This window comes from Acetoanaerobium pronyense, from assembly GCF_017874355.1.
Classification (GTDB): domain Bacteria; phylum Bacillota; class Clostridia; order Peptostreptococcales; family Filifactoraceae; genus Acetoanaerobium; species Acetoanaerobium pronyense.
Genome location: NZ_JAGGLI010000023.1, coordinates 1 through 16,578 on the forward strand (window position 1 = coordinate 1; position 16,578 = coordinate 16,578).

General features: G+C 32.0%; 22 protein-coding genes. 20 read left to right on the forward strand and 2 right to left on the reverse strand.

Features of this window, described 5'->3' with window-relative positions:
• The first annotated feature begins 101 nt into the window (after nucleotides 1–101).
• The 3 genes from J2Z35_RS09865 to scpB are packed head-to-tail and all read left to right on the forward strand — an operon-like array spanning nucleotide 102 to nucleotide 2,026.
• A complete protein-coding gene (locus J2Z35_RS09865; RefSeq protein WP_209661238.1) occupies nucleotides 102–710 on the forward strand; it encodes a site-2 protease family protein in 609 nt (202 codons plus the stop codon).
• A 10-nt stretch (nucleotides 711–720) separates the two neighbouring features.
• Nucleotides 721–1,431, forward strand: coding sequence for a segregation and condensation protein A (locus tag J2Z35_RS09870; RefSeq protein WP_209661239.1), 711 nt, complete (start codon nucleotides 721–723; stop codon nucleotides 1,429–1,431).
• Entirely contained in the window at nucleotides 1,415–2,026 is a 612-nt protein-coding gene (gene scpB / locus J2Z35_RS09875; protein ID WP_330623428.1) for an SMC-Scp complex subunit ScpB, read from the forward strand. Before J2Z35_RS09870 ends, scpB begins: the two co-directional genes overlap by 17 nt.
• Here the strand turns inward: scpB and J2Z35_RS09880 are convergent, their stop codons facing one another.
• Nucleotides 2,027–2,566 (reverse strand): helix-turn-helix domain-containing protein, encoded by a 540-nt coding sequence (locus J2Z35_RS09880; RefSeq protein ID WP_209661240.1) that lies wholly within the window; start codon nucleotides 2,564–2,566, stop codon nucleotides 2,027–2,029.
• Nucleotides 2,567–2,672: 106 nt separating this feature from the next.
• Here J2Z35_RS09880 and J2Z35_RS09885 point away from each other — a divergent pair, with 106 nt between their 5' ends.
• From J2Z35_RS09885 to J2Z35_RS09965, 17 genes are all read left to right on the forward strand, one after another.
• On the forward strand, nucleotides 2,673–3,377 hold the full coding sequence (locus J2Z35_RS09885; protein WP_209661241.1) for a pseudouridine synthase: 705 nt from the start codon (nucleotides 2,673–2,675) through the stop codon (nucleotides 3,375–3,377).
• 16 nt (nucleotides 3,378–3,393) lie between these two features.
• On the forward strand, nucleotides 3,394–3,828 hold the full coding sequence (locus tag J2Z35_RS09890; protein WP_209661242.1) for a hypothetical protein: 435 nt from the start codon (nucleotides 3,394–3,396) through the stop codon (nucleotides 3,826–3,828).
• A gap of 11 nt (nucleotides 3,829–3,839) precedes the next feature.
• A complete protein-coding gene (locus tag J2Z35_RS09895; RefSeq protein ID WP_209661243.1) occupies nucleotides 3,840–5,237 on the forward strand; it encodes an oxaloacetate decarboxylase subunit alpha in 1,398 nt (465 codons plus the stop codon).
• 298 nt (nucleotides 5,238–5,535) lie between these two features.
• Nucleotides 5,536–5,724 carry a 4Fe-4S binding protein gene (locus J2Z35_RS09900; protein WP_209661244.1) on the forward strand — a complete coding sequence of 63 codons (189 nt, stop codon included), beginning with the start codon at nucleotides 5,536–5,538 and terminating at the stop codon, nucleotides 5,722–5,724.
• A gap of 3 nt (nucleotides 5,725–5,727) precedes the next feature.
• The gene (locus J2Z35_RS09905) at nucleotides 5,728–6,861 is read left to right on the forward strand and encodes a 2-oxoacid:acceptor oxidoreductase subunit alpha (protein ID WP_209661245.1); all 1,134 of its coding nucleotides are present in this window, start codon (nucleotides 5,728–5,730) and stop codon (nucleotides 6,859–6,861) included.
• Entirely contained in the window at nucleotides 6,861–7,688 is an 828-nt protein-coding gene (locus tag J2Z35_RS09910) for a 2-oxoacid:ferredoxin oxidoreductase subunit beta (protein ID WP_245330841.1), read from the forward strand. The genes J2Z35_RS09905 and J2Z35_RS09910 overlap by 1 nt, the downstream gene beginning before the upstream one ends.
• A complete protein-coding gene (locus tag J2Z35_RS09915; RefSeq protein WP_209661246.1) occupies nucleotides 7,688–8,218 on the forward strand; it encodes a 2-oxoacid:acceptor oxidoreductase family protein in 531 nt (176 codons plus the stop codon). The genes J2Z35_RS09910 and J2Z35_RS09915 overlap by 1 nt, the downstream gene beginning before the upstream one ends.
• Before the next feature lie 19 nt (nucleotides 8,219–8,237).
• Entirely contained in the window at nucleotides 8,238–9,107 is an 870-nt protein-coding gene (locus tag J2Z35_RS09920) for a MurR/RpiR family transcriptional regulator (RefSeq protein WP_209661247.1), read from the forward strand.
• Between the two features lie 97 nt (nucleotides 9,108–9,204).
• Nucleotides 9,205–9,807: a histidine phosphatase family protein gene (locus J2Z35_RS09925; protein WP_209661248.1), complete on the forward strand. Its 603-nt coding sequence runs from the start codon at nucleotides 9,205–9,207 to the stop codon at nucleotides 9,805–9,807.
• A 9-nt stretch (nucleotides 9,808–9,816) separates the two neighbouring features.
• Nucleotides 9,817–10,200, forward strand: a complete 384-nt coding sequence (gene aroH, locus J2Z35_RS09930; RefSeq protein ID WP_245330842.1) for a chorismate mutase — start codon at nucleotides 9,817–9,819, stop codon at nucleotides 10,198–10,200.
• A gap of 20 nt (nucleotides 10,201–10,220) precedes the next feature.
• The gene (gene cmk, locus J2Z35_RS09935; RefSeq protein ID WP_245330843.1) at nucleotides 10,221–10,865 is read left to right on the forward strand and encodes a (d)CMP kinase; all 645 of its coding nucleotides are present in this window, start codon (nucleotides 10,221–10,223) and stop codon (nucleotides 10,863–10,865) included.
• Nucleotide 10,866: 1 nt separating this feature from the next.
• On the forward strand, nucleotides 10,867–11,442 hold the full coding sequence (locus J2Z35_RS09940; protein WP_209661250.1) for a lysophospholipid acyltransferase family protein: 576 nt from the start codon (nucleotides 10,867–10,869) through the stop codon (nucleotides 11,440–11,442).
• Nucleotides 11,443–11,452: 10 nt separating this feature from the next.
• Nucleotides 11,453–12,289 (forward strand): 4-hydroxy-3-methylbut-2-enyl diphosphate reductase, encoded by an 837-nt coding sequence (gene ispH, locus J2Z35_RS09945; protein ID WP_209661251.1) that lies wholly within the window; start codon nucleotides 11,453–11,455, stop codon nucleotides 12,287–12,289.
• A 136-nt stretch (nucleotides 12,290–12,425) separates the two neighbouring features.
• The gene (locus J2Z35_RS09950) at nucleotides 12,426–13,502 is read left to right on the forward strand and encodes a 30S ribosomal protein S1 (protein WP_209661252.1); all 1,077 of its coding nucleotides are present in this window, start codon (nucleotides 12,426–12,428) and stop codon (nucleotides 13,500–13,502) included.
• Nucleotides 13,503–13,506: 4 nt separating this feature from the next.
• The gene (locus J2Z35_RS09955) at nucleotides 13,507–14,283 is read left to right on the forward strand and encodes a CheR family methyltransferase (RefSeq protein WP_209661253.1); all 777 of its coding nucleotides are present in this window, start codon (nucleotides 13,507–13,509) and stop codon (nucleotides 14,281–14,283) included.
• A 267-nt stretch (nucleotides 14,284–14,550) separates the two neighbouring features.
• On the forward strand, nucleotides 14,551–14,712 hold the full coding sequence (rd, locus tag J2Z35_RS09960) for a rubredoxin (RefSeq protein WP_209661254.1): 162 nt from the start codon (nucleotides 14,551–14,553) through the stop codon (nucleotides 14,710–14,712).
• 132 nt (nucleotides 14,713–14,844) lie between these two features.
• On the forward strand, nucleotides 14,845–15,258 hold the full coding sequence (locus J2Z35_RS09965; RefSeq protein WP_209661255.1) for a hypothetical protein: 414 nt from the start codon (nucleotides 14,845–14,847) through the stop codon (nucleotides 15,256–15,258).
• A gap of 116 nt (nucleotides 15,259–15,374) precedes the next feature.
• Here J2Z35_RS09965 and J2Z35_RS09970 read toward each other — a convergent pair whose 3' ends face one another.
• A complete protein-coding gene (locus tag J2Z35_RS09970; RefSeq protein WP_209661256.1) occupies nucleotides 15,375–16,436 on the reverse strand; it encodes a polysaccharide deacetylase family protein in 1,062 nt (353 codons plus the stop codon).
• Between the last annotated feature and the right edge of the window lie 142 nt (nucleotides 16,437–16,578).

Here is a 16,578-nt window from a genome sequence, read left to right on the forward strand (position 1 = left end):
CATTAGGATATCTCAATTAAAAATTGGTAAGTTAAAGAAAAAAATAAATATGCTTAGACCATAAAAACTGGGTCTAAACATATTATACGAGGAGATATATTATGGTTATTGATTTTTTAACTATATTGCCAGGAATTCTTATAGCGCTTACTTTTCACGAATTTGCCCATGGAGCAGCAGCTTTTGCTATGGGAGATGACACAGCAAAGAGATCTGGAAGATTGAGTCTAGACCCACTAAAGCATATTGACCCTATGGGGTTTTTGATGCTTCTTTTAGTTAGATTTGGATGGGCTAAGCCGGTTCCTATAAATGAAAACAACTTCAAAAATAGAAATGTAGGACTGTTTTTAGTATCTATTGCAGGTATCACTATGAATCTTATACTTGCCCTTGTTTTTCATTTTATAACCTATTTTTCAATTGGAGTTATAGATGTCCCAGCTTACTACCAAGTCATGAATGGAATTGTAAGAATCAACATCATGCTTGCAGCTTTCAACCTGTTGCCTATACCACCTCTTGACGGTTCAAAAATAATATACTCATTTTTGCCTTTAAAACTTAGGTATAAATTTTACCAGTATGAAAGCTATGGCTCTATAATACTTTTACTGCTTCTTATAAGTGGTAGCATAGGTTTCTTATTAAGTCCTGTAATAACAGCTATAATTAGCTTTCTAAACTATTTGATAAACATTGTAATATAAGGAGAGACATATGTCATATCTTATAAATACATCATTTTATGAAGGCCCAATGGATCTTATATTTGACCTTATAACTAAGAAAAAACTAGATATATATGAAGTTTCCATATCTGAAATAACCCAGCAGTACCTACAGTCCATAGAAAATATTTCTCAAATGGATATGGAAATTGCCAGTGAATTTGTACTTATGGCATCAAGACTTTTAGAAATCAAGTCAAAATATATGCTTTATATATCTAGTGAAAATGAAGAAGAGGATCCTAGAAAAGAATTGTTTGAAAATATAAAGGAATATAGTAAGTTTAAAAATGCTTCAAATTTTTTAAGGGAAAAATATGGCTCTTCTCACCTTACATACAAAAAGCCTAAGGCGGAGATATATTATGAAGAATTTGTAGATATCTCAGAGATTACTTTAGATAAGCTTATTAAGGTAATTCCTCATAAAAAGGAAACAATAGAAAATGACAGAGATATAAGTTTTACGAAAAAAATTATATCAATTGAAGAAAAAATCAATGAAATTAAAGAGATACTTGTTGTTAAAAACAGAGTTTATTTTGATGAACTTGTAGAACACAACATGAAGGATGATCATGTGGCAACGATGTTATCCCTTTTGGAGCTTGCAAAGACAAGGGATGTGAGCTTGATGCAGATTAATCATTTAGATAGAATTCATATAGAAAGGCTGATGGAGGTTGGACAATTCTATTAGAGAGAATCAAGGTGGGCAGTTTTATTTAAAGCAGACAGAAAATAAAGATACTCTAAAAATGGTTTCTATTATAGAATCTTTACTATTTGCATATGGAGATCCTATTTCGAAAAAAGACTTAATTGAATATCTTCAGTCAAAGAATTTTTCTATTAAAACGAGTGAGTTTACAAGTCTTATAAATATCCTGATTAAAAAATATGAAAGCCTTGAAAGTGGAATAGAACTGATAATACTGGAAGACAGGTATCAGCTTTCCACTAAAGGGGCTAACTATGAATACATTAATGATTTCTTAAATCCAATAAAAAGAAAATCTTTGACCCAAGCATCACTGGAAACTTTAGCAATAATAGCTTATAATCAGCCTGTTACAAAGCCTGAGATAGAATCAATCAGAGGCGTGAAATGTGATAAACCAATAAGTACTCTCATTGAAATTGGTCTTATAAAAGAAGCGGGAAGGCTAGATAAAATAGGCAAGCCTATAATATATAAAACCTCAGAAAAATTTTTGGAGCATTTTTCCATAAGTTCAATCAAGGATTTGCCGCCTTTACAGGATTTTTTTGAAGAAAGCCTCAGTGACCAGTAATTAGAACGAAGGGGGAGTAGAAACCCAAAGTACTTCTGCTGTACTACTACCACTATTTACAATATAATGCTCTTTGTCTGGAGTAAAGTAAAAACTCTCCCCTTTTTTGACTTTATGTTTCTTATTTCCTATTACTACTGTGATTGAGCCTTTCATAACATATCCAAACTCTTCTCCAGGATGTGGTCTATCTATTTCTGTAACCCCCTCAGGCTCTATTTCTATAAGTATAGGCTCCATGGAGTTTTTTTGGGAATTTGGTATGAGCCAGTATATTTTTGACTTATTGTGCTCATAATATGCATCGTATATATCTTCTTTTCCATAAACAATCTTGCTGTTTGAGCTCTCGTTAAAGAAATCCTTTAAATCAGTGCCTAATGCTTCAAGTATATCAACTAACGTAGCTATAGAAGGAGAAGTTAAATCTCTTTCTAGTTTAGAAATAAAACCCTTGGTTAAGTCGCATCTAAGTGCAAGCTCCTCTTGAGTAAGATTATTGAGTATTCTAAGTCGTTTTATCTTTTCTCCTATATTCATGACAATTCTCCCTGTGAAAAATTTGTATTTATATTCAAAACAAAAAATGAAAGCTATAATTATATGTATTAAAACAAATTAATAATGATTAAAGTAGGTGTTGAAATTGAGGATAAACAAGTATATAGCACTCTGTGGAGTAGCATCTAGACGCAAAGCTGAAGAGCTTATTCTAGAAGGAAAAGTAAGTATTGATAATAAGATTATAAAGGATTTAGCTATTCAAGTACAGGATAATAATATAGTCAAGGTCAACAATAAGGTAATTAGACCTGTCGAAAGCTATAAATATTTTATATTAAATAAACCAGTTGGATATATATCCACAGCAAAAGACCAATTTGGTAGAAAATCTGTGATAGATTTTTTTGATTCTAATGATAGGATTTATCCTGTGGGAAGACTAGATTATGACAGTAGAGGGCTACTGTTAATGACTAATGATGGAGATTTAACATATAAGCTGACCCATCCAAAGCATAATATTTATAAAAAGTATGAAGTGAAGGTAGATAAACCATTAAATGAAAGTGAAACAAAGGAATTTATGTCAGGTGTAGATATAGGGGGATATATTACAGCTCCATGTAGACTCAAAAGATTATCATTCCAAGCTTTATATGAAGTAATAATAGGAGAAGGGAAAAATAGACAGATAAGAAAAATGTTCAGTTATTTTGGAAAAAAAGTTATTGATTTAAATAGAGTAGCAATAGGTGAGCTTGAGTTAAGCACTCTTAAAGAAGGCAGCTACAGGGCCTTAACAGAGAAAGAAATAAATTATCTAAAAAAAATTGCAGAAATTAAATAAAAAGGAGATAATTGCCATGATATGTTTTAGTCCATTTGAAAATAATATTCTATTGAAAGATACGATTGATATGGATGAACTAATAAAAAAACATCCCAATTCTAGTATTTTTGCTTGCACTGAAGACGAAGACATCCTAGGGGTTTGTATTTATGAAATTGAAGGCAAGATATGCAAGGTTAATTTCCTTAAAATGTTTGATGATTCCCCTTTGCTAAAAGATGGCTTAATCAGAAGCCTCATCAACTTTGTAGACCTAAAAGGCATAGAATATATTGTAGTGAAAAATGAAGGAGAAGAATCATTTTATTGCAAAATAGGTTTTAATCCTTTATTTTTTAGACATTTTATGATAGATTTAAAGGGAGAAGAATCAAATTACTTATTTTTAGATATTAAGGAATTTTTTACAAAAGGGTGTTGTGGTTCCAGCAGTAACAATAATGTTTAGGAGGATAAATAATGAAGAAAATTAAGTTTACGGACACTATATTAAGAGATGCTCATCAGTCTTTAATCGCAACAAGATTAAGCACAAAAGAGATGATCCCGATACTTGAAAAAATAGACCAGGCAGGCTATTACTCTATAGAAATGTGGGGTGGGGCTACATTTGACTCATGTCTAAGATATCTTAATGAAGATCCATGGGAAAGACTGAGAATAATTAGAAAAGCAGTAAAAAATACAAACCTTCAGATGCTCCTAAGAGGTCAAAATCTTTTAGGGTACAAGCATTATTCAGATGATATAGTAGATATGTTTGTTAAAAAATCAATAGAAAACGGAATAGATATTATTAGGATATTTGATGCACTCAACGATGTAAGAAATCTTGAGACCGCTGTAAAATCTACGAAAAAAGAAAAGGGACATGTTCAGTGTGCAATATCCTACACAACAAGTCCTGTTCATAATGTGGACTACTATGTTAAGGTTGCAAAGCAAATGAGAGACATAGGAGCTGATTCTATCTGTATCAAAGATATGGCTGGAATACTTCTTCCTCAAGATGCTTTTGATCTTGTAAAGGCATTAAAGGAAAACGTAGACCTTGAGCTAGAGGTTCATAGCCATTACACAAGTGGAGTAGCGTCAATGATGTATCTTAAAGCCATCGAAGCTGGAGCAGATATCATAGATACTGCGGTATCACCTTTTGCTATGGGAACATCTCAACCTCCTACAGAATCTATGGTAGCTACACTACTTAACTCTGGATATGATGTAGATGTAGATTTAAAGGTTGTTTCAGAAATTGCAGATTACTTTAAAGTTCTAAAAGAAAAATACGTGTCAAATGGTATGTTAAATCATAAAGTGGCTTCTGTTGATCCTAATGCTCTTATATACCAGGTTCCAGGTGGAATGCTATCAAACCTGCTATCTCAGCTTAAAGGACAAAATATGGAAGAAAAATATGAAGATGTTTTAAGAGAGGTTCCAAAGGTAAGAGAAGAGTTAGGATTCCCACCTCTTGTTACTCCTCTTAGTCAAATGGTAGGGACTCAAGCTGTTATGAATGTAGTTACAGGAGAAAGATATAAGCTTGTTCCTAAAGAAATAAAAGACTACGTTAAAGGGCTTTATGGAAAATCACCTGCAGAAATTAACGAAGAAGTAAAAACTAAAATAATAGGCCAAGATGAAGTAATTACATGCAGACCAGCTGATTTAATTGAGCCTCAGTTTGATAAAATAAAAAATGAAATAAAAGAATTTGCAACAACAGATGAAGATATTCTTTCTTATGCACTTTTCCCAGATGTTTCAAAAAAATTCTTAGAGGGAAAGTGGGCCGAGAAATATAAGATAGAAGGTACATTATATAACTCAGAAGATGTAACTCATCCAGTATAAAAAGAAATAGTATTCTCTTAGATACTTCCAAATATAGACACCCTATTTTAGTTTGAAATTAAGGTGTCTATTTGGAAGTATTTTGCATTTATGAAAGAAACCATCCGCCAACCTTCATTTTTGAGCGGCTAATCATCTTCAAACTACTGGGAAAAGGATATCTTTGCAGCTAAAATTGCAAATGAAACTTCTTTACAATCATATGAAATATAAATTGCAAAATATCTATAATTTTGATAAAATTTAATTAGGTAATTGATAAAAAATCATCTAACTATATTTTGAGGAGATGTGAAAATTGAGTAAAATTTTGGTAACAAAACCAGAGTGGTGTAAGGGATGTAACATATGTGTTGCATTTTGCCCAAAGCAAGTATTAGGATTGGAAAATGATAAAATTGCTATATTAAGACCAGAGGACTGCATCAAATGCGGACAGTGCGAGCTTAGATGTCCAGACTATGCTATATATTTGGAAGAGGTGTAAAAAATGGGTAGAAAAATAAAGTTGTTACAAGGAAATGAAGCCTGTGTTCACGGTGCGTTATACGCTGGAATGGATTTCTTTGCAGGTTATCCAATAACCCCATCAACTGAAATTGCAGAAGTATCATCAGAAATGCTTCCTAGAATCGGTGGAAAATTTATTCAGATGGAAGATGAAATTGCCGGAATGGCAACTACTATTGGAGCAGCTATTGCTGGAGCTAAGGCAATGACTGCAACGAGTGGGCCAGGATTTTCCCTAAAACAAGAAAACTTAGGATATGCAGCCATCACAGAAACTCCATGTGTTGTTGTAAACGTTCAAAGAAGCGGACCTAGTACTGGGCTGCCTACATCGCCAGCTCAAGGAGATTATATGCAGGCAAAATGGGGAACTCATGGAGACCATCCAGTAATTGCACTTTCTCCAACATCAGTTGCTGAAACCTTTGAACTTACTGTAAAGGCATTTAATTTTTCAGAAAAATATAGAATGCCAGTAATACTTTTAATGGATGAACTTATTGGTCATCTTAGAGAGAAAATAGAAATACCAGAGCCTGGTGAACTTGAGGTTATACCTAGAAAATTACCAACAGTTTCTCCAGAGGAATTCAAAGCATTTGAATATACAGAAGATCTTGTTCCTCCTATGGCAAACTTTGGAATGGGATATAGATACAATGTGACTGGATTATTCCATGACGAGACTGGATTTCCTACAAACAATACAGATGAAGCAGAAAGATTACTTAATAGATTAATGGCAAAGATTGATAACAATCTTGATGATATACTTATATATGAAGAAATAAATGCCCAAGATGCAGATGTACTTCTTGTTTCATTTGGTGGTATGGTAAGAGCATCTAAAGAAGCCATGGCTACTTTAAAAGAAAAAGGATATAATGTGGGTCTGTTTGCACCTAAAACAGTATGGCCATTCCCTAGTGCTAGATTGAATGAGCTTTCTCAAAACAAAAAATTTATATTTGTTGTAGAGATGAATCTTGGACAAATGATAGAGCCTGTAATGCTTGCAGCTCAAAACAAGGATATTGTTAAAGGAATAAATAAAGCTAATGGAGAGATAATAACTCCTGAACAAATCGTTGAAAAATGTTTGGAGGTAATTTAATGTCTAGTACAGTAATTTCAAACTCAATGAGAACAGATAGGTTGCCCCATATATGGTGTCCTGGTTGTGGTCATGGAATAATGATGAGATCAATAGCAGTAGCTATAGAAGAACTAAAATTAGATAAAGATAAAGTATGTATAGTATCTGGAATAGGATGTTCATCTAGAGCAAGTGGATATATGGATTTTAACACTCTTCACACAACTCACGGTAGAGCTCTTGCATTTGCAACAGGAGTTAAATTTGCGAATCCAGACCTTCATGTTATAGTAGTTTCTGGAGATGGAGATGCATCGGCAATAGGTGGTAACCACCTTATCCATGCTTGTAGAAGAAATATAGATATAACTACAATAATATTCAATAATAATATATATGGAATGACTGGAGGACAGTTTTCTCCAACGACTCCAATGGGGGATAAAGGGACTACTGCACCTTTTGGAAATATAGACAAATCATTTGATATCTGTAAGCTTGCTGAAGGGGCTGGTGCAACATATGTTGCAAGATCTACAGCATATCATGCGAAGCAGATGACAGATTACGTTAAAAAAGGTATACAGCACAAAGGATTTGCTCTTATAGAGGGTATGTCAACTTGCCCTACCTACTACGGAAGAAAGAACAAAAAAGGTGGAGCAGTTGAGCTTCTTGAAGGTCTAAAAAATACTTTTGTGGATATAAAGGTAAAAGATAAACTTGCCCCTGAAAAACTAGAAGGAAAGCTTTTTATGGGTGAATTTAAAAATACTATAGAACCTGAGTACAATGAACAGTATAATAAAATAATGGAAATGTTTTCTGCTGGGAGAGATGAATAATGAGAAAAGAATTAAGACTTAGTGGATCAGGTGGACAAGGGCTTATTCTTGCAGGTATAATTTTGGCAGAAGCAAGTATAAATCAGGGATTAAATGCAGTGCAAAGCCAATCTTACGGACCAGAAGCAAGAGGAGGAGCTAGTAAAGCAGAGGTAATTATAAGCTCGAATGAAATATTTTTTCCAAAAGTTAGAAAACCAGACATACTTTTAGCCCTTTCTCAGAAGGCCTATGAAAAATATGTCCATGATTTAGACGGTGATTCAATTATTGTCATTGATGATAGTATTGAAGTTGATGAAAGTGTTAAAGTGAAAGCTACTTATAGCCTTCCTATACTAAAAACTGCATCTGAAAAAATTGGAAAATCAATGGTTGCCAATATTGTTGCTCTTGGGGTATTAACAGAACTCCTTGATGGAATCGAAAAGCAGTCTGTCCTTGATGCAGTTCTTAGCAGAGTACCTCAAGGCACTGAAGATTTAAATAAAAAGGCTTTTGAAGCAGGCACTATCCTTGTACAAAATTAAGTGAAGAGGGGATTTACATATGGGGAACGACTCAAGCAAAAAAGATTTAATTTCATTGATTCAAAGCAGGTTCTCGAAACTTAGCAAAGGCCAAAAAATAATAGCTCAATTTATTCTTTCGAATTATGACAAAGCGGCTTTTATGACTGCTGCAAAGCTAGGAGAGACTGTAGGGGTTAGTGAGTCCACAGTAGTAAGATTTGCCAATGCTTTAGGCTATAGTGGCTACCCATTGTTGCAAAAATCCCTCCAAGAACTTATCAAAACGAAACTTACAACAGTTCAAAGGGTTGAAATGTCAAAGGAGTACTCTAGTGATTTTGCAATCCTAAAAAAAGTATTAAAAGCTGATGTAGAAAATATAAAAGGAACTCTTGATGAAATAAATCCTGTGTCTTTTGAAAATGTAATCAATAAGCTTCTAAGGTCTAGAAAAATATATATAGTAGGGCTTAGGAGCTCTGCAGCTATTGGAGAATACCTGAGTTTTTATCTCAACTTAATCTTAGATAATGTAGTTCTTGTCAACTATGGAATAAGTGATGTTTTTGAACAAATTCTTAAAGTAGGAGAAGAAGATCTTGTGATAGGGATTAGCTTTCCAAGATATTCAAAACGTACTTTTGAACTTCTCAAATATGCAAAAGAACAAGGAGCGGATATTGTTTCCATAACAGATAGTCATCTTGCACCAGTTGCTACATTATCAGATGAAACCTTAATTACAAGAAGCAATATGGCATCTTTTGTTGATTCACTTGTTGCTCCACTGAGTGTAGCGAATGCACTTATTGTTGCTGTGGGAATGAGAAAAAAAGATGATATCAAAAGGTATTTTGATATGCTTGAGGACATCTGGAAAGAATACAAGATTTATGATGAAAAATAAAATATTTTCCACAAATTTTATATTATAGTATAATATATAAAAAAGAGAAATAATTTTATTTCTCTTTTTTATATTGGAAAATAATAGGAGAGTACTTATGAATACATATTATATAGTAAGACATGGAAAGACTATATGGAATCAAGAACATAGGACTCAGGGACAGAAAGACTCCCCTTTGACTGAAAAAGCTAAGCAGGATATAGTGCTTTTAAGAGAACGATTAAAAAATCTTAATATAGATTTAATCTATTCTTCGGACCTGAAAAGAGCACATGAAACAGCTAATTTGTTGGAATTAGGTTTAGATATTCATCTTGAAAAAGGATTTAGAGAAATCGACTTTGGAGTATGGGAAGGAATGACAATAGATTTAATCAAATCAAACTACAGCGAACTATATGAAAATTGGAAAGAAAATCCAGAGGAAACTACTTTCATAGGTGGAGAAAATATGACAAAGGCAATGGAAAGGATACAAAAAACTTTTTGGAATATAGATCAAATGCATAGTGGGAAAAATATTCTAATAGTATGCCATGCTATGGTAATAAAGCTAATGCTAATACATTTTTTAGAGGCACCCATGAATAAGATGTTTAATATTCATCAAGGAAACCTAGCCCTAAATAAAATAAAAACAGAAAATAAAGAACCTAAAATACTTTCTATAAATGATATGTCTCATCTTGAAGATTAGAGGAATTTTATGAAAATAAGAGCGATTAGAGGAGCTACAACTGTAAAGGAAAATTCAGCCAAGGAAATAAAAAACAATACGATAAAGCTATTTGGTGAAATTTTAAATAAAAATAATATAGAAGAAGATAATATAGTAAGTATTATTATAACTATGACAAATGACTTAGACAAAATATATCCCTCAAAGGCAATAAGAGAAGTATATTCAATGGAAGATACTCCTTTTTTAAATTTTGAAGAAAAATATGTGGAGGGTTCCATGAAAAAATGTATAAGGATACTTATGTATGTTTATACTGATATTTCAAAAAAAGATATAACTCATATATACTTAAACGAAGCAAAGACTCTAAGGCCAGATCTTTGCCCATCTGAAGAAAAGATAAAATAAATTTAATAGAGGTGATTCATTTGATAATTGCCATTGATGGACCGGCAGGAGCTGGGAAAAGTACAATTGCAAAAAAAATAGCAGAGATTATTAACATAGAATATATAGATACTGGAGCAATGTATCGAGCAGTAAGTTATAAACTCCTTAATAAGGGTATAAATACAAGTGATTTTCAAGATGTAGTTAAATGTCTTTTGGAAACAGAGATTGACTTTAGAAATAATCACATATACCTTGATTCAAAGGATGTAAGTGATTTGATAAGAACAAGTGAAGTTACATCTTTGGTATCTGAGGTATCAGCTATTAAAGAGGTAAGGGATAAACTTGTTTACCTTCAAAGAAAAATAGGAGAAAGAAAATCAGCAATTTTGGATGGAAGAGATATTGGAACTGTAGTTTTCCCGAATGCAGATTTTAAATTTTTCCTAACTGCAAGACCAGATGTAAGAGCCTTAAGAAGATATGAAGAAATAAAAGATAAAGCAGAAAAAGTTAGTCTTGAGGAAATAACAAAATCTATAATAGAAAGAGATTTAAAGGATACCTCTAGGGAAATATCTCCATTAAAAAAAGCGGATGATGCTATAGAGATTGATACAAGCGATAAAGGGATAGAAGAGGTAGTGAGTGAAATAATAAGAATAGTTAAAGGAGCTTAAAATGACTTCGTTTAGATTTATGACCAATTTAGTGAAACCACTGCTTGTCAGTTTATATAGGCTACAGATTGAGGGAGATAGGAAACTTCCAGAAGGAGAACCCCTTATAGTTGCTTCTAATCATATACACAACTTTGATCCTGTTGTTTTAGCTATTGTATTTAAAAACAGAGATATTCATTTTATGGCAAAGAAAGAGCTTTTTAAGCCACGTCCTCTTGGATGGCTATTTGAAAAAATTGGAACTATACCAGTTGATAGAAATAAAAGTGATATTACGGCAATAAAAAAGGCTATTAAGGCACTTAAATCAAATGAAGTATTGGGGATTTTTCCTCAAGGCACAAGAATAAAAAGTGAAGAAGATAATACATCTAAGGCTGGCCTTGGAATGTTTGCAATAAAAACAGATGCGAAAATAATTCCTGTAAGAATAGAATCTTCATATAAGATTTTTTCTAAGATAAAGGTTACTGTATTAGATGCGTATATAGTTCCTGAGGATTTAAAAATAGCTTCACCAGACAACTATATGGAAGTTGCAAAACAGGTAATGAGTAAAATAAAAGACAATTAGGGTGATGATTATGGAAATTTTTATTGCTGAGCACGCAGGTTACTGTTATGGAGTTAAAAGAGCCGTAGATACTGCTATAAAAAATTTAGAAAAAAACTCTGCTAAAAATATTTATTCTTTAGGCCCTTTGATACACAATGACCAGGCAGTCGAAGTGCTCAAAGAAAAGGGACTAAAAGTAATTAAGGAAATAGCAGACATTGAAAGTGGAGTTGTAATAATAAGGTCCCATGGAGTTGGAAAAAGTATATATGATTATGCTGAAGAAAATTCTATTTCTCTTGTGGATGCAACCTGCCCTTTTGTAAAAAAAATTCAAAAAATAGTTTATAAAATGCATAAAAGTGGAAATAATATTATTATAATAGGAGACAAAGACCATCCAGAAATAATAGGAATAAATGGATGGTGCAATAACAGTGCAATAATTGGAAAATCCATTTCTGATTTTGAGGAGATACGCTTTAACAAAGAAAAATACGTTGTAGTTGTTCAGACAACTATGAATTTTAAAATATATGAAGAGATAAAAAAGTATTTGGAAGGAAAGATTGAAGATATAGATTTTAATAATACGATATGTCTAGCAACTCAGAAAAGACAAAGTTCTTCTATTGAGCTTTCCAAAAAAGTGGATGCAATGATTGTAGTAGGTGGAAAGCATAGCTCAAACACTAAAAAACTAGCAGATATATGTATGGTTAACTGTGATACCTATCTTATAGAAACTGTAGACGACCTAGAAATAGAAAAGATTAGTGCTTATAATTCTGTGGGAATTGCAGCTGGAGCTTCAACCCCGGATTTTATAATAAATGAAGTTATAAAAAAACTTTCAGACATATAATAAAGTATTGATTTAAAGGTTTTAATTAAGGCAATACTTTGCTAAAATTAATATGAGCAATTGTACTGGAAGTAGTTTATAATATAAAGTATGGTTGTACTGTGTTCACAAAATAAATTTAGAGGAGTTGGAGTTAATGAGTAGCGAAATGGAAAAGCTATTAATGGAAGAAGAAAAGAACTACCAAGAAGTATATAAAGGAAGCCTAGTTAAAGGAACAGTTATGATAGAAAAGCCAGATTCTTTCTATATAGATTTAAATTATAAGACTGATGGAATATTACCTAAAGATCAAATCCTTGAAGGTGAATCTATTAAAGTTGGAGATGAAGTAGAAGTTCAGGTTGTAAAGATAGATAAAAACACTGGAGATATCATACTTTCTAAAAAAAGAATTGATGAGCTTAAGGTTTGGGATGAGATTAATTCTGGAGACATTGTTGATGTTAAAATAGTAGAATCAAACCCTAAAGGTCTTATAGCTTCGTTCAAAGGATCTTTAAGAGGATTTATACCTCTTAGCCATATAGAGCTTAAGTTCATTGGAGAAGAAGTATTAAAAGGATATATAGGAAAGTCTTTTAAGGTTGAAGTTATTGATATAGATCCTAAAAAGAGAAGACTTATAATGTCAAGAAAAAATATTCTTCTAAAAGAACAAGAAAAAATGAAGAGTGAAATTATTGATACAATTGCAGAAGGCCAAGAATTTGAAGGAGTAATAAAAGATATCAAGGACTATGGTATTTTTGTGGATATCGGCGGGTTCACTGGACTTGTTCATGTTAGCGAAATATCTTGGGATAGAAATGAAAATATTAAAAACATGTTTAAGGTTTCTGATAAGGTAACTGTTAAGGTTATAAGCTTTGATAAACAGACTGAAAGACTTTCTTTAAGTATAAAGGCTCTTACTAATCATCCATGGAATGAATTCTTATCAAGAGTTCAGGTAGGAGATATAGTTGAAGGTGAAGTTAAAAATATTAAAGAATATGGTGCATTTATTAACCTTCACCCTACTGTAGATGGATTTGTTCATATATCAAACTTATCTTCTGATTTTATTAAAAATCCTAATGAGATTTTAAAAGTTGGAGAAAAAATCAATGTGAAAATTCTAAGCATAGATGAAGAATCCAAAAAAATTGAATTAAGTCTGATTCTAGAAGACGTTAAAAACGAAGAAACAGAAGTCGCAGAAGAGGAGTAAAGGGATGTCTCAATATGAGTCGTTTAAGGAAAAAATATTAAAAAAGACAGGGATAGACTTAAGCTTATACAAAGAAAAGCAGATGAAAAGAAGAATAGAATCCTTGGCCAGCAGAAATGGCTTTAGTGATTTAAACCTATACTTTAAAGAGCTTGATAAAAATCAAGATTTATTTAAAGAGTTTATTAACTATATGACTATTAATGTTTCTGAATTCTTTAGAAATCCAGAACAATGGAAGATAGTTGAACAAGAGGTTTTCGTAAATCTACTAAAAAGAAAAAAAGATATAAAAATATGGAGTGCTGCCTGCTCTACAGGAGAAGAGCCGTACACTATAACTATGATATTAAGCCAGTTGATGCCTTTAGAAAAAATTAATATAGTAGCGACAGATATTGATAAAGAAGCGATGGCAAGAGCTCAAAACGGAATATATTCTTCAAATAGCTTAAAAAATGTTCCAGCAGGACTTTTGTCGAAGCATTTTACAAAGATTACTGATAAAGACTATAGTATAAGTAAAGATATTAAAAGCAGAGTTACTTTCAGGCAGCACAATCTTCTAAAAGATAAATTTGTGGAGCACTGTGATTTAATAGTTTGCAGGAATGTTTTAATATACTTTACAGAAGAAGCTAAGGCTCAGATTTATAAGAATTTTAGCCGCTCTTTAAACCAAGATGGAATATTATTTGTTGGTAGTACAGAACAGATAATATCTCCTCAGAAATACGATTTAAAACCCATTAAGACATTTTTCTATACTAAATCCATATAAGCATAGCCTATATGGATTTGGTATAATTAAGCCTTTTTGTTTATTCATTTTTCAGAATGGAGATATTAAATTATGTTACATTTTCATGATTATTAGTGTTTAAGCAAACCATAAATGTGGTATTATCTTAGTGTAGAATTAAGAGAATATCTCTTTATATAAGGCCATTAAAGGTCTCCCATTTATACTGAAATAATGTTTAATTATTTTTAATATGGGTAAATACTTATTGGCTTTAACTAAATAAAAATTAAGGAGGAGTTATTAATGACTAAATATGTATGTACAGTATGTGGGTATGTTTATGATCCAGAGGTAGGAGATCCAGATAACGGAATCAATCCAGGTGTTACATTTGAAGATCTTCCAGAAGATTGGGTTTGTCCTCTTTGTGGAGTAGGAAAAGACCAGTTTGAAGAAGAAGCTTAAGATTACTTAAGAGATATTAACAAGAGAGAAGATTATTCTCTCTTTTGTTTTTTAAAAATATATTTAGAGGAGTTGGTTATAATACATATATATATCATATATATTATAAGCATCGTAATTATAGGAAGAGTTGTGTATAGGGCCTTCTTTGGAAAACTGGAGACAGTTCATGACTATCATAAAAGAGCAGCAAATTATGTGATTTATTTTTCAAGCAAGAGAAAAGCAATCAAAGTTCTTGATGAAGCTCTAGCAAATCCAAGTTTTAATGAAATTGAAAGAAGTAGCATTTATTTGCAAAAGGGAATTTTATACTATAGGCTAAAGAATTATAACAAATCCAAAGAAAATTTTGAGCCTATATTAAAATATCTTAAAAAAGAAAAATTTCCCTATACTAAAGAATTATCTGCTGTGATTCTTACATATTATAATTTAGGAGAAAAGGAAAAAGCTAGAGAGCTATATCATATTTTAAAAGGAAAAGAAAAATATGATAATAATTTTTCTGAACTTTCATACTTAGATAGATACATATGGAAATGATCAAACAAAAAAGTAGAGATTAGGAAATAGCCCTAAGCTCTACTTTTTTATTTGATTCAATAAATTTCACATTCAAAATTTTGCTAGTATAGATTTCAACCTAAATAATCTAATAATTAATTTTTTTCGTAGCTGAAAATCTCCTTGTCTGTAAATCTGGACTGGTTAATCAAATCCATTCTGGAATCAGGAACCACAATTGTATCTGGATTTCCATCACTTATATATCTTCTTTTAGAGCCTTTTTCGTATGAATAAAGCCAATCGTAAAGTCCAACTCCATCAACATTCATTTCACTTGCTCTTACTCTTCTTATATTTGAAAAATCAAATTCCTTATGATAAGGAGAAAAGTATGGATCCCATCCTACAAGAAGTACAGCGACATTTTCATAGATTACTCCATCGTATTCTCCTTTATACGTTAGAGTGTAATCATCGGCAGAGGGTTTTCCGCCAAATGGGAGAGCTAGAGTATTTATATCTAAATTAGGAAGCATATTTTCATATCTTTCCTTTAGGGTTGCAATTTCCTTTTGAATATTTTCGGAAGACAAATCTCTAAGGTTAGGATGACCCATTGTATGATTTCCTATAGAGTAATTGTTTTCTATCAAAAAAGTTAGTTTTTCTTTTTCAGTGGAAGAATCACCAAATGCAAGACCGTTTAAAAAGAAGGTGGCAGTCATATTAAAATCTGGATATTCCTTTTTAAAATCCTCCATTATCCCAACAGCACACTTAGGATCAATTATATTTTCTTCTCCATGTTTTATATATCTAAAATTATTTTCATTTCCATCATCAAATGTAAATACTACAGGAGTAAAGCCTGCTTCAGTAGATATATTTCCATTTGCATAATCTTCAAGGGAAATAGCCCTAAAACCAGAGTTATAGAGTGTTTCCAAATCTCTTCTAAAGTTTTCAGGTGTCCTAGTCCACGTAGCCTCTTCTTCTCCTATGTTATGGTACATTAAAACCATAACTTCTCCGCTTTCGTCAATCTTTAAATTTGCCATATCATCAAGTGAAAGGACTTCAAGTGGTTGATCTAAGTTATCTTCTATGATAGCTTCTTCAGAAGCAGGGACTTCTTCAGTGGCTAAAGTCGATTCGGAAGAACATCCAGTGAGTATAGCAGATATGGCAAAGATAGTAATAAGTATTTTTTTCAATTGGTTCACTCCATTCGCATTAGTTTTGTAGGATTATTTTGATTTAAAGTGACTCAAATAGGGAATATGTGAGCTATATAAGATATATTTTATCATAAAGATATATATTTTTGGCCATAATTCAAATTTCAATGAAAAGATT